16 protein-coding genes are annotated in these 19,018 nt (G+C 73.0%); 6 read left to right on the top strand and 10 right to left on the bottom strand.

The window, feature by feature from the left end:
- Positions 1-52 precede the first annotated feature (52 nt).
- From BLU55_RS13850 to BLU55_RS13875, 6 genes are all read right to left on the bottom strand, one after another.
- Positions 53-643: a TetR family transcriptional regulator gene (locus BLU55_RS13850; protein WP_091730763.1), complete on the bottom strand. Its 591-nt coding sequence runs from the start codon at positions 641-643 to the stop codon at positions 53-55.
- A gap of 50 nt (positions 644-693) precedes the next feature.
- Positions 694-2,166 (bottom strand): fatty acid desaturase, encoded by a 1,473-nt coding sequence (locus BLU55_RS13855; RefSeq protein WP_091730765.1) that lies wholly within the window; start codon positions 2,164-2,166, stop codon positions 694-696.
- Between the two features lie 208 nt (positions 2,167-2,374).
- Entirely contained in the window at positions 2,375-3,325 is a 951-nt protein-coding gene (locus tag BLU55_RS13860; RefSeq protein WP_091730767.1) for a type IV toxin-antitoxin system AbiEi family antitoxin domain-containing protein, read from the bottom strand.
- A 236-nt stretch (positions 3,326-3,561) separates the two neighbouring features.
- The gene (locus BLU55_RS13865; protein ID WP_197680997.1) at positions 3,562-4,572 is read right to left on the bottom strand and encodes an alpha/beta hydrolase; all 1,011 of its coding nucleotides are present in this window, start codon (positions 4,570-4,572) and stop codon (positions 3,562-3,564) included.
- Positions 4,569-6,104, bottom strand: a complete 1,536-nt coding sequence (locus BLU55_RS13870) for a flavin-containing monooxygenase (RefSeq protein WP_091730770.1) — start codon at positions 6,102-6,104, stop codon at positions 4,569-4,571. The genes BLU55_RS13865 and BLU55_RS13870 overlap by 4 nt, the downstream gene beginning before the upstream one ends.
- A gap of 22 nt (positions 6,105-6,126) precedes the next feature.
- Positions 6,127-8,667 carry an ExeM/NucH family extracellular endonuclease gene (locus BLU55_RS13875; RefSeq protein ID WP_091730772.1) on the bottom strand — a complete coding sequence of 847 codons (2,541 nt, stop codon included), beginning with the start codon at positions 8,665-8,667 and terminating at the stop codon, positions 6,127-6,129.
- Between the two features lie 143 nt (positions 8,668-8,810).
- Here BLU55_RS13875 and ppgK point away from each other — a divergent pair, with 143 nt between their 5' ends.
- The 4 genes from ppgK (at position 8,811) to BLU55_RS13895 (ending at position 13,436) form a co-directional block, all read left to right on the top strand.
- On the top strand, positions 8,811-9,554 hold the full coding sequence (ppgK, locus tag BLU55_RS13880) for a polyphosphate--glucose phosphotransferase (protein ID WP_091730774.1): 744 nt from the start codon (positions 8,811-8,813) through the stop codon (positions 9,552-9,554).
- Positions 9,551-10,594 carry an L-glyceraldehyde 3-phosphate reductase gene (mgrA, locus tag BLU55_RS13885; RefSeq protein ID WP_091730775.1) on the top strand — a complete coding sequence of 348 codons (1,044 nt, stop codon included), beginning with the start codon at positions 9,551-9,553 and terminating at the stop codon, positions 10,592-10,594. The genes ppgK and mgrA overlap by 4 nt, the downstream gene beginning before the upstream one ends.
- Positions 10,595-10,652: 58 nt before the next feature.
- Positions 10,653-11,582, top strand: a complete 930-nt coding sequence (locus BLU55_RS13890) for an oxidoreductase (RefSeq protein WP_091730777.1) — start codon at positions 10,653-10,655, stop codon at positions 11,580-11,582.
- Between the two features lie 108 nt (positions 11,583-11,690).
- Positions 11,691-13,436 (top strand): S8 family serine peptidase, encoded by a 1,746-nt coding sequence (locus BLU55_RS13895; RefSeq protein WP_091730778.1) that lies wholly within the window; start codon positions 11,691-11,693, stop codon positions 13,434-13,436.
- An 85-nt stretch (positions 13,437-13,521) separates the two neighbouring features.
- Here the strand turns inward: BLU55_RS13895 and BLU55_RS13900 are convergent, their stop codons facing one another.
- On the bottom strand, positions 13,522-14,097 hold the full coding sequence (locus BLU55_RS13900; RefSeq protein WP_157682863.1) for a TetR/AcrR family transcriptional regulator: 576 nt from the start codon (positions 14,095-14,097) through the stop codon (positions 13,522-13,524).
- 203 nt (positions 14,098-14,300) lie between these two features.
- On the opposite strand from BLU55_RS13900, the gene BLU55_RS13905 reads away from it, so the two are divergent.
- Both BLU55_RS13905 and kynU read left to right on the top strand, forming a co-directional pair.
- A complete protein-coding gene (locus tag BLU55_RS13905; RefSeq protein WP_231916881.1) occupies positions 14,301-15,215 on the top strand; it encodes a tryptophan 2,3-dioxygenase in 915 nt (304 codons plus the stop codon).
- A complete protein-coding gene (gene kynU, locus BLU55_RS13910) occupies positions 15,212-16,471 on the top strand; it encodes a kynureninase (RefSeq protein WP_091730782.1) in 1,260 nt (419 codons plus the stop codon). Before BLU55_RS13905 ends, kynU begins: the two co-directional genes overlap by 4 nt.
- Positions 16,472-16,601: 130 nt before the next feature.
- Here kynU and BLU55_RS13915 read toward each other — a convergent pair whose 3' ends face one another.
- The 3 genes from BLU55_RS13915 to BLU55_RS13925 all read right to left on the bottom strand — a co-directional run bounded on the left by BLU55_RS13915 (position 16,602) and on the right by BLU55_RS13925 (position 18,415).
- Positions 16,602-16,964 carry a VOC family protein gene (locus BLU55_RS13915; RefSeq protein WP_091730785.1) on the bottom strand — a complete coding sequence of 121 codons (363 nt, stop codon included), beginning with the start codon at positions 16,962-16,964 and terminating at the stop codon, positions 16,602-16,604.
- Positions 16,965-17,125: 161 nt separating this feature from the next.
- Entirely contained in the window at positions 17,126-17,722 is a 597-nt protein-coding gene (locus BLU55_RS13920) for a DJ-1/PfpI family protein (protein WP_091730787.1), read from the bottom strand.
- A gap of 246 nt (positions 17,723-17,968) precedes the next feature.
- Positions 17,969-18,415 (bottom strand): hypothetical protein, encoded by a 447-nt coding sequence (locus BLU55_RS13925; RefSeq protein WP_091730790.1) that lies wholly within the window; start codon positions 18,413-18,415, stop codon positions 17,969-17,971.
- Positions 18,416-19,018 lie beyond the last annotated feature (603 nt).

The raw sequence follows: 19,018 nt of genomic DNA on the forward strand, positions 1-19,018 counted from the left end.
GTGCTCCCCTGCTCTGGTGGTCAGGGAGGTGGACCACCGGGGGCCGGTGGAGTCATCGGTGGGCGTCGGAGGCCAGCACGCGCGCGGCGATCCAGGCCACGGTCTCCGCGGTCTCGCGCGGCTCGCCCCGCGGCTGCATCACGTGGCTCAGCACCAGCCGGATCACCATGTCGATCATCACCGCCATCCGGTCCTCGTCGAGCGGGACGTCGTAGCGGCGCACGTGCTCCCCGACGACCTGGCCGGCCGCCTCCAGGAGCGCCTCGGAGTGCGTGGTCAGCAGCGGCAGCAGGTCGGACTCGGCGCCCTGGCTGCTGCGCACCACCATGTGCAGCAGCGGGTCGGTGCCGGCCAGCTCGAGGACGTTGAGCGCGGCCGCCTCGATCGCGCGCACCAGGTCGGTCGGGTTGTCGGAGAACGCCGCCTCCACCCGCCCGAGGAACATCTCCAGCTCGCGCATGATCATGGCCTCGGCGAGCTGCGGCTTGCCGCCGATCTCGTTGTAGACCGTCTGGCGGCTGACACCGACGAGGTCGGCCAGCTTGGCCATCGTCAGGGCGCCCCAGCCCTGCTCGGCGGTGAAGGCCGCCGCCGCTTCGAGCAGCCGTTCGCGGTGGGAGACCGGGGCGGCGAGCGGACGCATGCGGCCCAGCCTAAGCCGGACCTGCGCGAGCGCCCCCACGACCGGAGCCGTCACGGGGAGCCGGTGGCGCGCCCCGTCAGCCGGGCGGGGTCGACCGGCACGAAGTCGACCTTCTCGCGGACCGCGCAGTCGGGGCAGCACCAGGTGTCGGGCACGTCGGACCAGGCGGTGCCGGCCGCGAAGCCCTCGTGCTCGTCGCCGCGCTCGACCTCGTAGGTGTAGCCGCAGCCGGGGCACTGGGCCGCCAGCACCTCGTCGACCGCGGCCAGCGCGGCGGCGTCGGCGGCGTCCCGGGCGGCCTGCTCCCGCGCGGCCCGGGTGTCGGCGGCGTATAGCGCCAGGATCCGCTCGCGCTTGCGGGGCTGCAGGTTGGCGCGGGTGATGTCACCGCCGAAGTGCGCGAGCACCCGGGGGTCCATCACGCGGCGCCAGAGCGGGGGGACGACGGCGAGCACGATCATGCCGGCGTACCCGGTCGGCAGCACCGGGGACTCCTCGAAGTCGCGCAGCGTCTGGTAGCGCCGGGTGGGGTTGGCGTGGTGGTCGCTGTGGCGCTGCAGGTGGTAGAGCAGCACGTTGGTGGCGATGTTGTTGGAGTTCCAGCTGTGGCTGGGGTCGACGCGCTCGTAGCGCTCGCGGTGGCCGACGCCGACCTTCTGGCGCAGCATGCCGTAGTGCTCCATGTAGTTGACGACCTCGAGCAGCGAGAAGCCGACGACCGCCTGGACGACGAGCAGCGGCAGCACCTGCCAGCCCAGCACGGCCACCATGGCGCCCCACAGCACGGCCGACATCACCCACGCGTTGAGCACGTCGTTGCCCAGGCGGAAGGGGTGCAGGTCCTTGCGGGCGTAGCGCCGCTTCTCCAGGCGCCAGGCGCTCCTGAGCGACCCGACGACCGTGCGCGGCCAGAAGGCGTAGAAGCTCTCGCCGAAGCGGCTGCTCGCGGGGTCCTCCGGCGTCGCGACGCGGACGTGGTGGCCGCGGTTGTGCTCGATGTAGAAGTGGCCGTAGAAGCTCTGGGCCAGCGCGATCTTGGACAGCCAGCGCTCGTGGCTCTCCTTCTTGTGGCCGAGCTCGTGGGCGGTGTTGATCCCGATCCCGCCGATGCACCCGATGGAGATCGCGACCCCGAGCTGGTCGACCAGCCCGAGCGGCGCCACGCCGAGCCACTCGGGCTTGGCGATCCACACGAAGGCCAGCACGAAGCCGGCGTACTGGATGGGCAGGTAGGCGTAGGTGATCCACCGGTAGTAGCGGTCGCCCTCGAGCTGCTCGATGACGTCGTCGGGCGGGTTGGAGCGGTCGAGCCCGGCCACCAGGTCGATCGCCGGCACCACCGCCAGGATCACGATCGGCCCCACCCACAGCCACACCCCCCAGCCGGTCAGCTGGTGCATCCCGAACGCCACGACCGCCAGCGACGGCACCACCAGCCCGATCAGCCACAGGTAGCGCTTCTTGTCCGTCCACGCCAGCGTCGAGCCGTCCGGGACCGTCGAGTTGACCACGCTGTCAGCCATCGCCTGCTCCTCTCGTTTGACATCTGGGAGTCAGATGTCAAAGGAATGGACATGAACGTAGCGTTTGTACAGTGGGTTGACAACGGATTCGCAGATGTAAACCAGGACGTGGGCAGTTTCCCCGGTCGACCGGGGAAACTGCCCGCCGAATCGGACATGTCGCCCACGAAAGGGCAGTTCAGGCCGTCCAGCGCGCCCGATTCGTCGCTCAGGCGTGGACGGGGCCGCCCGCCAGCACGGCCGCGATGCGGGCCACGAGCTGGTCGGGTCGGGCGAGGTCGGCCCAGGTGACGCGCAGGCAGCGCCATCCGGTACGCCGGGCGATGTCCTCCTCGCGCCGCTTCTCGCGGAGCACGGCGTCGATGATCGACTCCCCCGGCCTGCGGAACTTCAGGTACTTCTCGCGGCCGTCGAACTCCACCCACACCCGGTGCTGCGGCCAGGCCAGGTCGAGCCGGTAGACGGTGCGCCCGTCCTCGGTGATCTCGAACTGGGACACCGGCCGGGGCAGCCCCGCCCGCCAGCACCGGAACCTGAGACGGGTCTCGCCCAGGGACTCGGCACCCGGGTCGGCCAGACGGAAGGTCAGCTCCGTGGTCAACGACCCGGGGCACCGCACGAGCTCGGCGCACCGCTGCAGCAGGAGGCGCTTGGTCACCTTCTCGGTGTTCAGCAAGTGGTCGACCACGCCCAGCGCGACCTCGACCCCGCTGATGGTCGTGATGTCGAGGCAGGTGCGCGCGGGCGAGGTCACCCTCATCCCGTCGAGCGCCACGACGTCGTGCTCCTCGACCGGCGAACGGTGCTGGCGTACGCCGGCCTCCCGGCGCCCGCTCCGGTGATCCAGGCGCACCAGGTGCACGTCGTCGAGCGACAGCCCCCAGACGGGCGCGCCGTGCGCCACCGCGGCGCTGGTGTGGGACAGCGCGACCTCGGTCCCCGCGGTGCGGAGGACGCACCGCGCGACGAGCAGGTGGCGCTCGGTCTCGCTCAGGCCGTCCCAGTGCTCGCGCAGCGTGTAGGCCCCGTGGCGGATGCGGTGCAGCAGTCCGCCACGGACCAGGCGCCTGAGCGCCTTGTCACCGAGGCCGGCGGCCAGCGCGTCCCGACGGAGGAAGCAGCAGTGGCGGCCGAGCAGGAGCGCGAGGAGGTCGTCCATGGGCGCACCCTGCGCCCGATCGAGCCGCTCCGCGGCGCGAGATCGCCGGCCTGTGGACGGCGGGCGCCCACGGCGTACCTGTGGACGACGCCGAGGCCCGCGAACGGCCGCCGGCCCCCGCGTCGCCAACCGCACAACTCGGGCGCCGATGCCAGGCAATACTGCCCGTCGATACCCGGTATGCCGGGTTGCTCGGGCAGTTTCCCCGGCCGACCGGGGAAACTGCCCCAGCCCCGTCAGCCCCCCGCGCCACCCCCGAGCCCGTGGGCGTCGAGCCACCCCGCGAGCCGGTCGTACGCCGCGTGGCGGGCGTGGGGCAGGGACAGGAAGACGTCGTGCCGGGCGTCGGTGATCGGGACGATCGTGGTCTCGCCGCCGAGGCAGCCGGACCACCGGGCGATCTGGCGCACGTCGAGCACGGTGTCGGCCCGGTCGCTGGCGTCGGTGTACTCCGAGGAGTAGTGGGTCTTGTCCGACCGGAGCACGAGCGAGGGGACGCCGACGTCGAGGCCGCGGTGGAGGCGGGCGTGGCCGCGGCGGACGGCGTTGAGCCAGCCGAGGGTCACCGGGAAGCCCTCGAGCGGCTTCCAGGACAGGTCGAAGTCCCACTCGCCGGTGCCGCTGACGTGCAGCGAGGTGCCGTAGTGACCGACCGGCATGGGCAGCGAGCGGAACGGCTGGACCTTGCCGACCACGCGCAGCGCCTGGGTCACCGGGCCGCGCTGGACGGGCTTGCCCTGGAGGTCGAACCACGGGCTGTTGAGCACCAGCGCCGTGACCGGCGACGGGGCGCCGCCCCGGGCGCGACGACGGCGGTCGAGCCAGAGCGGGACCATCAGGCCGCCGGTCGAGTGGGCCACCGCGACGACCGGCAGGTCGGGGTGGGCCGCGGCGAGCTGCTCGACGGCGAGGTCGAGCTCGGCGTCGCACAGGGCGAGGTCGGAGACGTAGTGCGGGGTCTGGCCCTCGCGCGAGGCCCGCCCGCACTTGCGCAGGTCGAGGGCGTAGAAGGCCAGGCCACGCTCGGCGAAGAAGTCGGCGAGCTCGGTCTGGAAGAAGTAGTCGGTGAACCCGTGGACGTAGAGGACCGACCCGGTGACCTGCTCGCCCTCGCGGACCGTGCGGCGCACCAGCACCGCCTCGACGTCGGCCTCCCCGTCGGGGTCGGGCCCGAGCGAGAAGGTCAGCTGCTCGTAGCCCTCGCCGAGGACGTCGGGGCCCCAGGCCCCCACCGTGGCGGTCCTCACGCCACCGACTCCGCCGCGTCGTCGCGGGCACCGGCCAGCTCGGAGCGCGGGACGACCCGCAGCTCCTGGGTCAGGTCGCCGTGCAGGGTCTGGCGCCGGTCGATCGGGTAGCTCTGCGTGATCAGCCACGGCCGGCGGTGCCCCTGCTGCGGCAGCTGGTCGGCCGAGCGCTTGATGTAGCCCGAGGCGAGGTCGAGCAGCGGCCGCGGCTGCAGCTCGCCCTCGGGCTCCGGGACGGCGTACGCCGCGTCGCGCTCGCGCATCAGGTTGAGCACCCGGGTCGCGAGCACGCCGGTGATGTCGGCGCGCAGCGTCCACGACGCGTTGGTGTAGCCGATCACCCGGACGTAGTTGGGCACGCCGGTCACCATCGCGCCGCGCCACATGAACTCCGAGCCGAGGTCCACCGGCGCACCGTCGACCTCGATCTCCATGCCGCCGGCGACGTCGAGGCTCAGGCCGGTCGCGGTGACCAGCACGTCGGCCTCGAGCACGCGGCCCGAGGAGAGCCGCACGCCCTCGGGCACGACGGAGTCGATGGTGTCGGTGACCACCTCGGCGTCACCGCGCTTGATGGCCTTGAACAGGTCGCCGTCGGGCACCACGCACAGCCGCTGGTCCCAGGGGTCGTACGGCGGGGAGAAGTTGTCGGCGGCAGCCTCGGCGCCGAGGTAGCGGCCCACCCCGCTGGAGAGGATCTTCTTGCCCACGTCGGGGAAGCGCCGGAAGAAGGCGTAGGTGCCGGCCTGGTAGGCGATGTTCTTGGCCCGGATCACGCGGTACGCCGCCATCTCGGGCAGCCACCGCTGCGCCAGCCCGGCGATCTTGTCGTGGCGCGGCAGCGCGGCGATGTAGGTCGGCGTGCGCTGCAGCATCGTCACGTGGGCCGCCTCGCCGGTGATCGAGGGCACGATCGTCACGGCGGTGGCGCCCGACCCGACGACCACGACCTTCTTGCCGGTGACGTCGAGGTCCTCGGGCCAGAACTGCGGGTGGACGACCTGGCCGGCGAAGTCGGCGATGCCGGTCAGCTGCGCGTCGTACGGCGCGTCGTAGCTGTAGTAGCCGTGCGAGCCGATCACGAAGTCGCAGGTCAGCTCCTGGCGGCCCGAGGCGGTCTCCACCACGAGCGTCCAGCGGCCGGTGGCGGTCGAGAACGACGCGTGGACCACGCGGGTCGAGTAGCGGACGTGCTCGTCGATGCCGAACTCGGCGGCGGTGTCCTTGATGTACTGCAGGATCCCGGGGCCGTCGGCCAGCGCCTGGTCGCCCTCCCAGGGGCGGAAGGTGAACCCGAAGGTGAAGATGTCGGAGTCCGAGCGCACGCCGGGGTATCGGAACAGGTCCCAGGTGCCGCCCATCGACTCGCGGCCCTCGAGGATCAGGTAGTCGCGCTCGGGGCACTCGGTCTGGAGCCGGTAGCCGGCACCGATGCCCGAGAGCCCTGCACCGATCACGACGACGTCGACGTGGTCGGGCAGGGCCCGCGAGCCGGCTCCGGCGGCAGCGCCGGGAAGGGACGAGGAGGTCATGCCCCCATGATGCCCAACGGGGCTACCGGCCGGTAGATCGGCGTCCGGGTCGGGGGTCGATCCCCACCAGGAGCGGGTCGTGGTCGGAGGAGCGGTAGGCGTCGGGGACGAAGAAGTCGGTCGCGTTGTAGTTGAACCGGCTGTACTCCAGCGCCACCGGCTCGACCGAGCTGATGTTCCACACGTGCGCGCCCCGGACCGTGCGCAGCGCAGCCGGGTTGGCGAGGACGTGGTCGAGCGAGCCGACGAGGCCGTCGAACAGGTAGGTGTGCTCCTCGGGCGCCCGGTCCGACCCGAGGTCGGTGTAGCCGGCGTCGCGGAGGACCTGCATCGGGTCCTCGCGGGTGTAGGCGTTGAAGTCGCCGGCGAGGAAGACCCGGCCCGAGCGGACGGTGCGGGCCTGGCGGGCCGCGAAGTCGACGAGCTCCCGCGCCTGGGCCACGCGCGCCTTGTTGGAGGCGCCCTGGCCGGTGTCGCCGTCGCCGGCGGCGCCCGAGCCCTTGGACTTGAAGTGGTTGACCACGAGCACGAAGCGGCTGTTCTTCCCCCCGCTGCGGCGGGGCTCGAAGACCTGGGCGAGCGGGTCGCGAGCGTTGTCGAAGACCGCGACGTCGTCGATGACCGAGGCGCCGACGGGGCGCACCTGCGCCCGCTGGTAGACGAACCCGGTGCGGATCACGTCCTCGTCGGCCTGGGCCGCGGCGCTGTCGGCCGAGGCGGGCGAGCGCACGTAGTCCCAGGTGCGCGACCCGGCACGGGCGTTGAGCGCCCCCACCAGGGTGGCGATGGCGGCGTCGCGGTCCTGACCGAGCCGGGCGGAGTTCTCGAGCTCCTCGACCGAGACCACGTCGGCGTCGAGGCGGGTCAGGGCGTCGACGACCTTGGCCTGCTGGCGGGCCAGGTCGTCGGCCTGGGCAGCGCCGCGCGGACCGTCGCCGGAGGGTCCCTCGCAGCTGTCCACGGTGTCGGGGTTGCCCGCGCGGTCCGTGTAGTAGGTGCAGCTGCCACCCGCGGCCTCGAAGTCCTCCCCCGTGGTGGGGAAGTAGTTGAGGACGTTGAACGACGCGAGCTTCAGGCGCCCGCCCACGGCCGCCGGCCGCGCCGTGCGGGTGTCGGCGAAGGTGACGGGGAGCGGCTCGTCGGCGGTGAGCTGGTCGGTGGGCTGGAAGCGCCACTGCGAGAACCGGTAGTCCAGGACCACCGGCGCGTCGAACGCGACCGGGGCGCCGACGCGGATCACGCGGTCCTGGGTCAGGTACGGCAGCGGGGTGTCCTTGGCGGTGAAGAAGTTCGTGCTCGAGCCGTCGTCCAGCGTGACGGACCGGGCGGCGTTGTCGGCCCGGACGGCCGCGATGGCCGCGGCGTCGGAGGGGTCGGCCACCTCGGTCGGCTGGAACAGGGGCGTGGTCCCGGAGGCCAGGCCGATCTCGGCGTACTGGTTGAGCGCGTAGTTGTCGGCGACGGTGAACCTGCCCCGCGGGCTGAGCAGCATGCCCTCGAGCCGCTCCCGCTCGGCGTCGGTGCGCGGCCAGGTCGTCGTCGTGGGCCGCACCGAGGCCGGGGCGGACAGGGCGACGACCTCGGCGGCCGAGGCCGGCGTCAGCTGCGTCATGCCCTGGTACTCGCTGACGGTGCCGGTCACCTGCACGTGCTGGCCGACCGTGACGGCCCTCGTGGCGGCCGAGCCGTAGACGAAGACCGCGTCGGAGCCGGTCCGGCCCTCGGCCGACCCGCCCGTGCCCGCGGTCTGGAGGAAGAAGCCGTTGAACCCGCCGGTGGGGTACGCCGCGGTGACGACGCCGGTGGTCCGCACCCGCCTGCCGGCGAGCGGGCTGGCGGCACCCGTGCCCTGGACCTCGGCGATGGTGGCGTCCACGGCGGCCGGCGGGGGCGTGGTCCCCGCGCCGGCGGGGGCCGCCTTCGGCGTCGGGGCTCCGGCCACGAGGTCGCTCGCGTTGTCGTCGGTGTCGGTGCCGCCGGCCGCGCGCGCCACCGAGGTCGAGGTCGTCGAGGTGGCCGAGGCGGCCTTCTCGAAGGTGCCCGAGGAGCCGTAGCCGACCAGGTCGAGGATCCGGGGGTCGCCGGTCACCGAGCCGGTGGCCGGCGCGTCGAGCGCGGTCGTCTGGCGCGCCAGGAAGACGGTGCCGCCCGTCGCGCCGAGCGCCGTGCTGCCGCTGGCGTCGGGGGTGGGGAGCGCGCCGGCGCCGGTGCCGCTGCCGGATCCGCTGAGCGCGACCAGGTAGTAGCCCCCGGCCGGCACCGAGCCGGTCAGCGGGGTGACGCCGGACGGGTTGCCGGCGCCGGCGGCCGAGCGGTACTGCACCGAGGTCCCGTCGAGGGAGACCGGCGCCGAGGTCGGGTTGAACAGCTCGACGTAGTCGCGGGCGAGCGTGGAGGCGGCCGAGCCGCCGCCGGCGTACACCTCGGAGACCACCACCCGGTCGCCCGCGGGCGCCGCGGCCGACGGGGACGCGACCAGCGCGAGGGGGACCAGACCGACCGCGAGCGCGGTGAGGCCCGGGACCAGGGCCCGGTGACGGGCAGGACGAAGGGCAGGGTGCATGAAGGAGGCTCCTCGAGAACGTGCACAGAAAGGACACAAGCCGACGTCCTTCCTATCCCGGACGGGCCGCACCCGGGAGGTCCGCGCGGTTAACGATTCGGCAACCGTGCACGACGTCGGGGGGTCGGGCTAGGTTGACCCGCATGGCAGACCCGATCGGCATCGACTTCGGCGGCAGCGGCATCAAGGCCGCACCCGTCGACCTGGCCACCGGCGAGTTCTCCGCGGAGCGCGAGCGCATCAAGACCCCGGAGAAGTCCACCCCCGAGGCCGTGGCGGAGGTGATGGCCGAGCTGCTCGAGCGCTTCGACGACACCACCTCCTCGGTGGGGGTCACGATCCCCGGCGTGGTCCGCAAGAACGGTGTGGTCGCCTCGGCCGCCAACATCGACAAGGGCTGGATCGGCACCGACGCCGACGACCTGCTCAGCAGCAAGCTGGGGCGCGAGGTCCACGCCATCAACGACGCCGACGCCGCCGGGCTGGCCGAGGCGCGCTACGGCGTCGCCCACGGGCGCCCCGGCCTGGTCATCGTCACCACCCTCGGCACCGGCATCGGCTCGGCCCTCCTCTACGACGGCGTGCTGATCCCCAACTCCGAGCTCGGCCACCTCGAGGTCGACGGCCACGACGCCGAGAAGCGGGCCGCCGACTCCGCCCGCAAGGGTGAGGACCTGTCGTGGGAGAAGTGGGCCGGCCGGCTGACGACCTACTACCGCGCGGTCGAGAAGCTGTTCTCCCCCGACCTGATCGTGGTCGGCGGCGGGGTCAGCAAGCACGCCGCGGAGTTCATGCACCTGATCGACATCGAGACCGAGATCATCTCGGCCACGCTGCGCAACACCGCCGGCATCGTGGGCGCCGCCGCACTGGCGGCAGACCTGTGAGCGGCACCGGCAGCTGGACGCCGGCGGCCGAGCGCTACGACTCGGCCGACTACCGCCGCTGCGGGCGCAGCGGCCTGGTGCTGCCGCCCCTCTCGCTCGGGCTCTGGCAGAACTTCGGCACCGACCGGCCCGAGGAGACGCAGCGGGCGATCCTGCGCCGCGCCTTCGACCGGGGCGTGACCCACTTCGACCTGGCCAACAACTACGGGCCGCCCTACGGCCGCGCCGAGGAGAACTTCGGCCGCTACCTCGCCGAGGACTTCGCCGGGCTGCGCGACGAGCTGGTGATCTCCACCAAGGCCGGCTACGACATGTGGCCGGGCCCCTACGGCCAGGGCGGCGGGGGCCGCAAGTACGTCCTGGCCTCGCTCGACCAGTCGCTGGCGCGGATGGGCCTCGACCACGTCGACATCTTCTACAGCCACCGCTTCGACCCCGACACCCCGCTCGAGGAGACCATCGGCGCCCTCGACACCGCGGTGCGCTCGGGCCGGGCGACCTACATCGGCATCTCGTCGTACTCCCCCGAGAAGACCCGCGAGGCAGCCGCCATCGCCCGCGACCTCGGCACGCCGCTGCTGATCCACCAGCCGTCGTACTCGATGCTCAACCGCTGGATCGAGGAGGGGCTGCTCGACGCCCTCGACGACGAGGGCATGGGCTGCATCGTGTTCACCGCGCTGGCCCAGGGCCTGCTCACCGACAAGTACCTCGACGGCGTCCCGGCCGACTCGCGCGCGGCCCGGGAGGGCAGCACGATCGGGGCGGACCACCTCGACGACGCGACCCTCGCCCACGTGCGGGGCCTCCACGAGATCGCCCGCGGTCGCGGGCAGACGCTGGCCCAGCTGGCGCTGCAGTGGGCGCTGCGCGACCCCCGCGTGACCTCGGCCGTGATCGGCGCCTCCTCGGTCGAGCAGCTCGACGCCAACCTCGACGCGCTGCAGGGACCCGAGCTGACCTCCGACGAGCTGGCCACCATCGACCAGCACGCCGTCGACAGCGGCATCAACCTCTGGGCCGGCTCCTCCGACCACTGATCCGCACCAGCGGTCCGGCCCACGGGACGGGCTGGACCGCTGGGCTAGCGTCGGGCGCATGGCTGCCTCCACCTCCGCGCCCGACCTCGCCCGCTTCGGCCCCGCCGACCTCCCCGACCTCACGGGCCGGCGGATCGTGGTCACCGGCGCCAACTCCGGCATCGGCTTCCACGCCGCCAAGGCGTTCGCCCAGCACGGCGCCCAGGTGACCCTGGCCTGCCGCAACCTCGACTCCGCGCGCGCGGCCCAGGTCAAGCTGCCCGGCGTCACCGAGGTGGCCGAGCTCGACCTGGCCTCGCAGAAGTCCGTCGCGGCCTTCGCCGAGCGCTGGGAGGGCCCGCTCGACGTGCTCGTGGGCAACGCCGGCGTGATGACGCCGCCGCGCTACCGCGAGACCGAGGACGGCCACGAGCTGCAGTTCGGCACCAACCACCTGGGCCACTTCGCGCTGGCCGGGCGGCTGCTGCCCCGCCTGCTGGAGGCCGACGCCCCGCGCGTGGTCTCGGTGTCCTCGATCGCCCACCACCGCGGCGACGAGCACGTCCTCGAGGCCAACCCGCGGGCGACCTACAACGCCAACAAGGCCTACGGCCAGTCCAAGCTGGCCAACCTGCTCTTCGCCCGCGAGCTGCAGAAGCGCGCCACCGCGGCCGGCAGCGCCCTGACCGTGACCGCCTGCCACCCCGGCGTCTCCAACACCGGCCTGGTCACCAGCAAGGACGGCCTGGGCGCCCTGCCCGGCGTGCGCCAGCTGGCGCCGCTGGTGATGCCGCTGGTGACGCAGTCCTCGGCCGCGGGCGCCAAGCCGACGATGTGGGCCGCGACGTACGCCGAGCCGGGCTCCTACACCGGACCCACCGCCCTGGCCGAGGTGCGCGGCAAGCTCGGCCAGGCCAAGCTCAGCCGCTGGGCCCGCGACGAGTCGCTGGCGACCCGGCTGTGGACGGTCTCCGAGGAGGCGACCGGGGTCTCGTTCGACCTCGGCTGACGGCCTCGCCGGGACGGCAGCACCACCTGGCGAGACGCGAGGACACGAACTGGTCACGAGACCGGGGGCAGGCCTTCCGGACGGTCGAGCGACCCCGACCTCGAGCGCATCGACGCCGAGGCCGCGTGGGCGCTCGCCAAGCCCGGTGCCCCCACCCGCGCGGGCGAGGGCGTCAAGGTCGGCATCGTCGACACCGGCATCGACACCACGCACCCCTGCTTCTCCGCCAAGGGCTACCCCGCGCAGACCCAGCTCGGCGACAAGCGGTTCACCAACGACAAGGTCGTCGTGGCCCGGGTGTTCGCCAACAAGGCCGCCCAGCAGGGCCTGACGCCCGAGGCGGTGCAGGACCACGGCACCCACGTCGCCGGCACGGTCGCCTGCAACCCGCGGACCCCCGCCTCGGTCGACGGCGCCGCGATCCCCTACGCCCCCAGCGGCGTGGCCCCCCGGGCGCTGCTGGGCAACTACAACGTCTTCCCCGGCGACATCGAGAACGCCCGCAGCGAGGACATCCTCGACGCCCTCCAGGCCGCGGCCGAGGACGGCATGCAGGTCATCAACATGAGCCTCGGCGGCAGCGCCCAGGGCAACCAGGACCTGCTCACCACGGCCGTCGACAACCTCGACCGGGCCAACATCGTGGTCGCCGTCGCGGCCGGCAACGAGGGCCCCGGCCACTACACGGTCGGCTCCCCCGGCTCCGCCGAGCGCGCGCTGACCGCCGGCGCCTCGTCGGTCGGCCACTACACCGGCGTCCCGGTGTACGCCGGCGCCACCGCGACCGGCACCCCCGTGAGCGTGACCGCCACCGGCGAGTTCCCGGTGCCGACCACGCCGCTCACCGGCACCCTGGTCCCGGCCAGCGGCACCACCGCGGCCCTGCCCTTCGGCGACGGCTGCGCCGCCGGCGGCTTCCCGGCCGCGGCCAGGGGCGGCATCGCCCTGGTCGCCCGCGGCACCTGCAGCTTCGGGGTCAAGGTCGCCAACGCCGAGAAGGCCGGCGCCGTCGGCGCGATCGTGGTCAACAACGTGCCCGGCGACCCGATCGCCATGGCCGCCGACGCCGCCGCGCCCTCGACCATCCCGGCCGTGATGGCGCCGTACGCCGACCGCGCCACGCTCGCCGCCCAGGCCGGCAAGCCGGTCACCATCGGCGTCACGCCGGCGTACGTCGACAGCAACAACGACGACATCATGGGCGACTTCTCCAGCCAGGGCCCGACCGACGTCAGCTACCGCGTCAAGCCCGACGTGACCGCTCCCGGCGTCAACATCCTCTCCTCGCTGCCGCAGTCGTTCTGCGACCCGCTGCCCGCCGAGGGCTGCTGGGGCTTCAAGCAGGGCACCTCGATGGCCACCCCGCACCTCGCCGGCTCCGCGGCCGTCGTGCGGCAGGCCCACCCCGGGTGGACCGCCGCCCAGGTGCGCTCCGCGATCGTCAACACCTCCGAGCAGGGCGTGCTGAAGAACGCCACGGCCATCACCTCCACCGAGACCGACCCGCTGGTCACCGGGTCCGGCCTGGAGGACCTGGACGCCGCGGTGCTCGCGAAGCTGTCGCTGTCCTCGGTCAGCACCTCCTTCGGCGCGGTGCCCTCGGGCAGCGGCCAGACGCTGAGCCGAACCGTCACGGTCACCAACCTGACCTCGACCGCGGTCACTACCCCGGTCCGGGTCACCGGAGACCCGGCGTTCCGCGCCTCGGCCACCTCGCTGAGCGTGCCCGCAGGCGGCTCGGCGACGCTCACCCTCACCTACAGCCCCGGCAAGGCCGTGGCCAAGGGTGACCACTCCGCGACGCTGCAGCTGGGCGACACCGCCCACTCGGTGCTCTACGCGTTCGCGAGGTAGCCCGCCCACCGCAGCACCACGCACGACCGACCGGGGGGCGCAGCAGCAGCTGCGCCCCCCGGTCGCTGCGTCTGCGGGACCGGGCTCAGTCGGGGGCGGCGACCGGGCGGCCGTTGACCGCGACGTCGAGCGCGCTGCGCAGCCAGTCGGCGTAGGCCTCCGCCGGGTGGTGGAGCTCCTCCACGACCTGCAGGTAGGTCTCGCCCGAGGTCAGCACGTAGACCTGCTCGACGGCCCCGCCGCGCGGCTGGCCGTCGCGGCTGATGATCCGCACCAGCTCCTGCGACGTCGACAGCCGCCGGGCCCGGGCCATCTCCACCAGCTCGCGGATCCGCTCGTCCTCGGCGATCGCCTGCTGCAGCGGGGAGATGAGCGGGGCGACGCGCTGCATCACCCCGGAGACGAAGTCGGCGATGGTGCCGAGGCGCTCGTCGACCGACATGCCGGCGTGCAGCCGCAGCCCGGCGTACGCCGCCTGCAGGTTGTCGTAGTCGCCGAAGCTGGCGCGCCGGAAGGCCGCCATCAGCAGCCCGGCCTTGTCGGTGTAGACCCGCGCCACCGACGCGACCGACGACCCCGACCGCTGGGCCACGCCCTCGAACGTGGTGCCGCGCCAGCCGTGGTCGGCGAACTCCGCGACCGCGGCGTCGAGCACCTCCATGCGTCGACGGTGGGCAGCCGCCTGGCGGCCGTCCGGATCGAACCCCTTGATGGCCACGACGGCCTCCACCACCTGTCCCGAGCAGGACGCGCTGGGCCGCGCCCGTCCGCAGGAGGGTATGCCCGCGACGGCGCAGACCGCACCCGCCGCACGTAGCATCCAGGCGTCGGCCACCGGCGGTCGCGCCGAGCAGAGGAGGGACCGTGTCCCTGGAGCATGGGGAACGCCCGATCGAGGAGGGCGTCCGGACCGACCTGCGCGAGGCGCTCGACTACGGCACCTACCTCGACCTCGACCGCCTGCTGTCCGCCCAGCACCCGGTCAGCCGGCCCGAGCACCCCGACGAGCTGCTCTTCATCGTCCAGCACCAGACCACCGAGCTGTGGTTCAAGCTGGTGCTCCACGAGCTGCGCGGCGTGCGCGCCCACCTCGACGCCGACGACGTGGCCCGCGCCCGCAAGTCCCTGGCCCGGGTCAAGCACATCTTCCGCACGCTCACCGAGCAGTGGTCGGTGCTGGCGACCCTGACCCCCAGCGAGTACGTCGAGTTCCGCGACTTCCTCGGCCCCTCCTCGGGCTTCCAGTCCCACCAGTACCGCGCCGTGGAGTTCGTCCTCGGCAACAAGAACGCCGGCATGCTCCAGGTCTTCGACGGGCACCCCGAGGCCCGCGCCGTGCTGCAGGAGCTGCTCGAGAGCCCCACCGTGTACGACGCCCTGCTGGCCTTCCTGGCCCGCCACGGCCACGACGTCCCCGCCGAGGTGCTCGACCGCGACGTCCGCCGGGCCTGGGTCGAGCGGCCCGAGCTGGTGCCGGTGCTCGCCACCCTCTACGAGGACACCGCCACCCACTGGGAGGGCTACGCCATCTGCGAGGACCTCGTCGACCTCGAGGACGCCTTCCAGTTCTGGCGCTTCCGCCACCTGCGCACGGTGCAGCGCACCATCGGCTTCAAGACCGGCACCGGCGGCAGCTCCGGCGTGGGGTTCCTGCAGCGCGCGCTCGAGCTGACCTTCTTCCCCGAGCTGTACGCCGTCCGCACCGGCATCCGGGCCCCCGACCAGTCCCACCACCGCGCCCCCCACCGGCCCGACGACACCCCGAGGTACCACCCGTGACCGCCACCCGCCCGGCCGTCCTCGACCTGCTCCCCGCCGAACTGGTCGCCGAGGCAGCCCGCCTCGACGCCGAGGACCCGCTGGCCGCACACCGCGAGCGCTTCGTGCTGCCCGAGGGCGTGGTGGCCTACCTCGACGGCAACTCGCTGGGCCGGCCGCTCAAGGCCACCCGCGACCGGCTGCCCGGGTTCGTGGAGCAGGAGTGGGGCGAGCGGCTGATCCGGTCGTGGGACGAGCGCTGGATGGCCCGGCCCACCGAGCTCGGCGACCTCGTCGGCCGCGCGGCCCTCGGTGCGGCGCCCGGCCAGACGGTCGTGGCCGACTCCACCACCGTGCTGCTCTACAAGCTGGTGCGCGCCGCCGTCACCGCCCGGCCCGACCGCACCGTGATCGTGGCCGACACCGAGAACTTCCCGACCGACCGCTACGTCGTGGACGCCGTCGCCCGCGAGACCGGCCGCGAGGTGCGCTGGATCTCGCCCGACCCGGCCACCGGCGTGCAGCCCGAGGAGGTGGCCGCCCACGTCGGCGCGGACACCGCGCTGGTGCTGCTGAGCCACGTCGCCTACAAGTCGGCCTTCGTCGCCGACCTGGCCGGCATCACCGCGGTCGCCCACGACGCCGGCGCGCTGGTGCTGTGGGACCTGTCCCACTCCGCGGGTGCGGTCGAGCTCGCGCTCGACGACGCCGACGTCGACCTCGCGGTGGGCTGCTCCTACAAGTACCTCAACGGCGGCCCCGGCGCCCCCGCCTTCGCCTACGTCGCCTCGCGGCTCCACGACGAGCTCGTGCAGCCGATCGCCGGCTGGATGGGCCACGCGGACCCGTTCGCGATGGGCCCGTCGTACGCCCCGGCGGCCGGCGTGCGGCGCCTGGTCAGCGGCACCCCGCCGATCCTCGGGATGCTCCCGCTCCAGGACATGGCCGCGCTGGTCGAGCAGGTCGGGATGCCCGCGATCCGGGCCAAGTCGGTGCTGCTGACGGCGTACGTCCTGCGGGTCGCCGACGAGGCCCTGGCGTCCCACGGCGTCACCGTGGCCTCGCCCCGCGACCCGGCCGTCCGCGGCGGCCACGTCACCCTCGACCACCCCGCCATGCAGCAGGTCGTGGCCACGCTGTGGGAGCGCGGCGTGGTGCCCGACTTCCGCCACCCCAGCGGCCTGCGCGCCGGCATGTCACCGCTGTCGACCAGCTTCACCGAGGTCGCCGTCGCCCTGGCCCACGTCGTCGACTGCCTGCAGCCGACCGCCCCCTGAGGAGGTGGCGCCGCCCTTCCGGTCCCTGAGGAGGTGGCGCAGCAACCGCCCTCGGTCCCTGAGGAGGTTGCGCAGCAGCGGACCTGCCCTCGGTCCCTGAGGAGGTTGCGCAGCAACCGTCTCGAAGGGCCTAGGACACGCAGAGGCAGAACGGGTGGCCGGCCGGGTCGAGGAAGACCCGGAACGTCGTGCCCGGCTGCGTCTCGTGCTTGGTGGCCCCGAGCTCGACGACCGCCTTCTCGGCCTCGTCGAGGTCGTCCACGTTGACGTCGAGGTGGAACTGCTGGGGCCGTTCCTGCCCGGGCCACTGCGGCGCGGCGTACTCCTCGACGCGCTGGAAGCAGAACATCTGCCCGTAGTCGGCCTTGATCTCCGCCCAGCTGCCGTCGTCGTCGACCTCGACCGTCCAGTCGAGCAGGGCGCCGTAGAACTCCGCGAGCACGCGCGGGTCGGGGCAGTCGAGGACGGCGACGGGGAACTGGGCGATGGCCATCCGCCCACGCTAGACCCGCCCGCGCGCCCCCGGAAGCACCTGCCGTGGGTCGCTCCGGTCTCGCAGACGCGCGGACACAAGTCCGGGCCGAGCCCCGTTGCGTCCCGTTCTGCCCCCCACGAGGAGGACTTGTGTCCGCGCGTCTGCGAGGTGCGGGCCGGTCAGGACCCGCTGGCGGGGGTACGCCGCTCGGTCCAGACGTAGTCGATCTGGCGGGCGGTGGCCTCGGCCAGCGACCGGTCGGCGAGGCGCTCGACGAGGTGGAGGGTCATGGCGATCCCCGAGCTGATGCCGCCGGAGGTGACCAGGGAGCCGCTGTCGACCCAGCGGACGTCGTCGCGGACCTCGGCGCCGCGGGAGGCCAGCAGGTCGACGTCCTCCCAGTGGGTGGTGACCGGTCGGTCGCCGACCAGGCCGGTGCGGTGCAGGAAGAAGGAGCCCGTGCAGACCGAGGCCAGCACCTCGGAGCGGGCGGCCAGCTCGCGGACCGCGTCGTCGGGGGTCGCGGCCTCGAGGTCGATCGCCCCGGGCACCACCAGCAGGTCGAGCCGGCCGGCGTCGGCCACCGAGGTGGTGGGCAGGACCCGCAGCCCGCCGTACAGCTCGACCTCGCGCTCGCCCACCACCAGCACCTCGAACGGCGCCGCCCCACCGCGCCGCTCCGCCAGCCGGTTGGCGGTCAGCAGCACCTCCAGCGGGCCGACCAGGTCCATGCCGTCGCAGCCGTCGAAGGCCAGCAGTCCGCAGCGGGTCGTCATGCCGGGATCCTAGGAGGCGCCGCCCGGACGCGTGCCGCCCCGGGAAGCAGCCAGGCCCCCGACCATCGGTCGGGGGCCTGGCTGGTGGTGGTGCGCGAGGGGGGAGTAGTGCACCGAGCGGTGGGGTTTTCCCCATCTGAGGGGTTCAAGGACCCGTGCGGGGCGCGGCCACCGAGGCCCGCGCAGCGGCGCCATCAGCGTCGACACGCCAGACGCTGCGCGTTGCTTCGGATCGTCCCGGGGGCATCACACCTGGTCGTTGAACAGCCCGTCCAGCTCGCCGACGAGGTTGCTGAGCACGTCAAGGATGCGCGGGTCGGACGCCGTCGCGTACGCGGCGACGGCTCGCGCGTGCTGCCACGCCTCCCTGGCCCTGGTGCGCTGCTGCACCGGGTCGATCGCTGATGCGCCGGGACCCTCCTGGTCGCCGCGACCGAAGGCAGCGACATCGGACCGAGCTTGGCGAAGCAGCTTGTCGTAGTGAACGACCGCCCCCTGCGCCTGCTTGTACTCCCGGTCAGCGACCTTCTTGCACGTGTCCGAGCAGTACTCGCGAGGTCGCCCACGCTCGGTACTGCGCTGGAACTGCTCCCGGCACGCCGGGCGTGCACACCGGTCCCAGAGCTCGTTCACCTGGCCCGCACCGTCGAAGGTCTCGCGATCGCGGGTCGCCTCTTCGGGCCGCGCGCTCACTGTTCGCACAATCCGCGCGCAAATGAGGGAGTCACGACCCGATCCTCGCGGACCGTCGCTACGAGACTCGATTCAACACGCTCACAGCCGTCGTCAATAATCGCGCGCAAATCAGATTCAGGTCAGATTGCATGCAGAAATAGGCCGCAGCCACGGGCGTGGCGCGACTTTGTCGAATGCCGGTCGGTGTACCTCTGAAGACAAGGGCTCGCCGAGTCCTTGAAAAGGGCGAACGCCCGGCCTGCAAGCCGGGCGTTCGAGTGCACGAGACGGTGGTCGTCTCACGCGATGTTGTCTCCGAATGACACCACCGATCTCGTGCCTCATGCAAGGAGGCTCGAGGAGGTGAACACACATGGTGAACAAGCGTCAGACCAGCGCGCGTGCTGCACGCGCCGCAAGCAGGGCTCTGCGAAGCCGGTCCTCGTCGAAGGCCGCGCGCACCGCAGCAGCATCCGCTCTGTCGCAAACGCCGAAGCGGCCCAAGCGCCGCTGAAGCAGCCCGGGTGGGCGACCTCGCCCACCCGGGCGTAGCGGTCGTCAATCGGCGTTCCGCTCCACTGTGGAGTCAGTAGGAGAAGCACATGCGTTTTCACGTAGGCA

The organism is Nocardioides scoriae, assembly GCF_900104965.1.
GTDB classification, from domain to species: domain Bacteria; phylum Actinomycetota; class Actinomycetes; order Propionibacteriales; family Nocardioidaceae; genus Marmoricola; species Marmoricola scoriae.

Coding starts and splice junctions, on each gene's coding strand:
- BLU55_RS13860 (WP_091730767.1), bottom strand. CDS start 3,325: ATGGACGACCTCCTCGCGCTCCTGCTCGGCCGCCACTGCTGCTTCCTC.
- BLU55_RS13915 (WP_091730785.1), bottom strand. CDS start 16,964: ATGGCCATCGCCCAGTTCCCCGTCGCCGTCCTCGACTGCCCCGACCCG.
- BLU55_RS13855 (WP_091730765.1), bottom strand. CDS start 2,166: ATGGCTGACAGCGTGGTCAACTCGACGGTCCCGGACGGCTCGACGCTG.
- BLU55_RS13890 (WP_091730777.1), top strand. CDS start 10,653: ATGGCTGCCTCCACCTCCGCGCCCGACCTCGCCCGCTTCGGCCCCGCC.
- BLU55_RS13870 (WP_091730770.1), bottom strand. CDS start 6,104: ATGACCTCCTCGTCCCTTCCCGGCGCTGCCGCCGGAGCCGGCTCGCGG.
- BLU55_RS13850 (WP_091730763.1), bottom strand. CDS start 643: ATGCGTCCGCTCGCCGCCCCGGTCTCCCACCGCGAACGGCTGCTCGAA.
- BLU55_RS13920 (WP_091730787.1), bottom strand. CDS start 17,722: ATGACGACCCGCTGCGGACTGCTGGCCTTCGACGGCTGCGACGGCATG.
- BLU55_RS13875 (WP_091730772.1), bottom strand. CDS start 8,667: ATGCACCCTGCCCTTCGTCCTGCCCGTCACCGGGCCCTGGTCCCGGGC.
- ppgK (WP_091730774.1), top strand. CDS start 8,811: ATGGCAGACCCGATCGGCATCGACTTCGGCGGCAGCGGCATCAAGGCC.
- BLU55_RS13900 (WP_157682863.1), bottom strand. CDS start 14,097: ATGGAGGTGCTCGACGCCGCGGTCGCGGAGTTCGCCGACCACGGCTGG.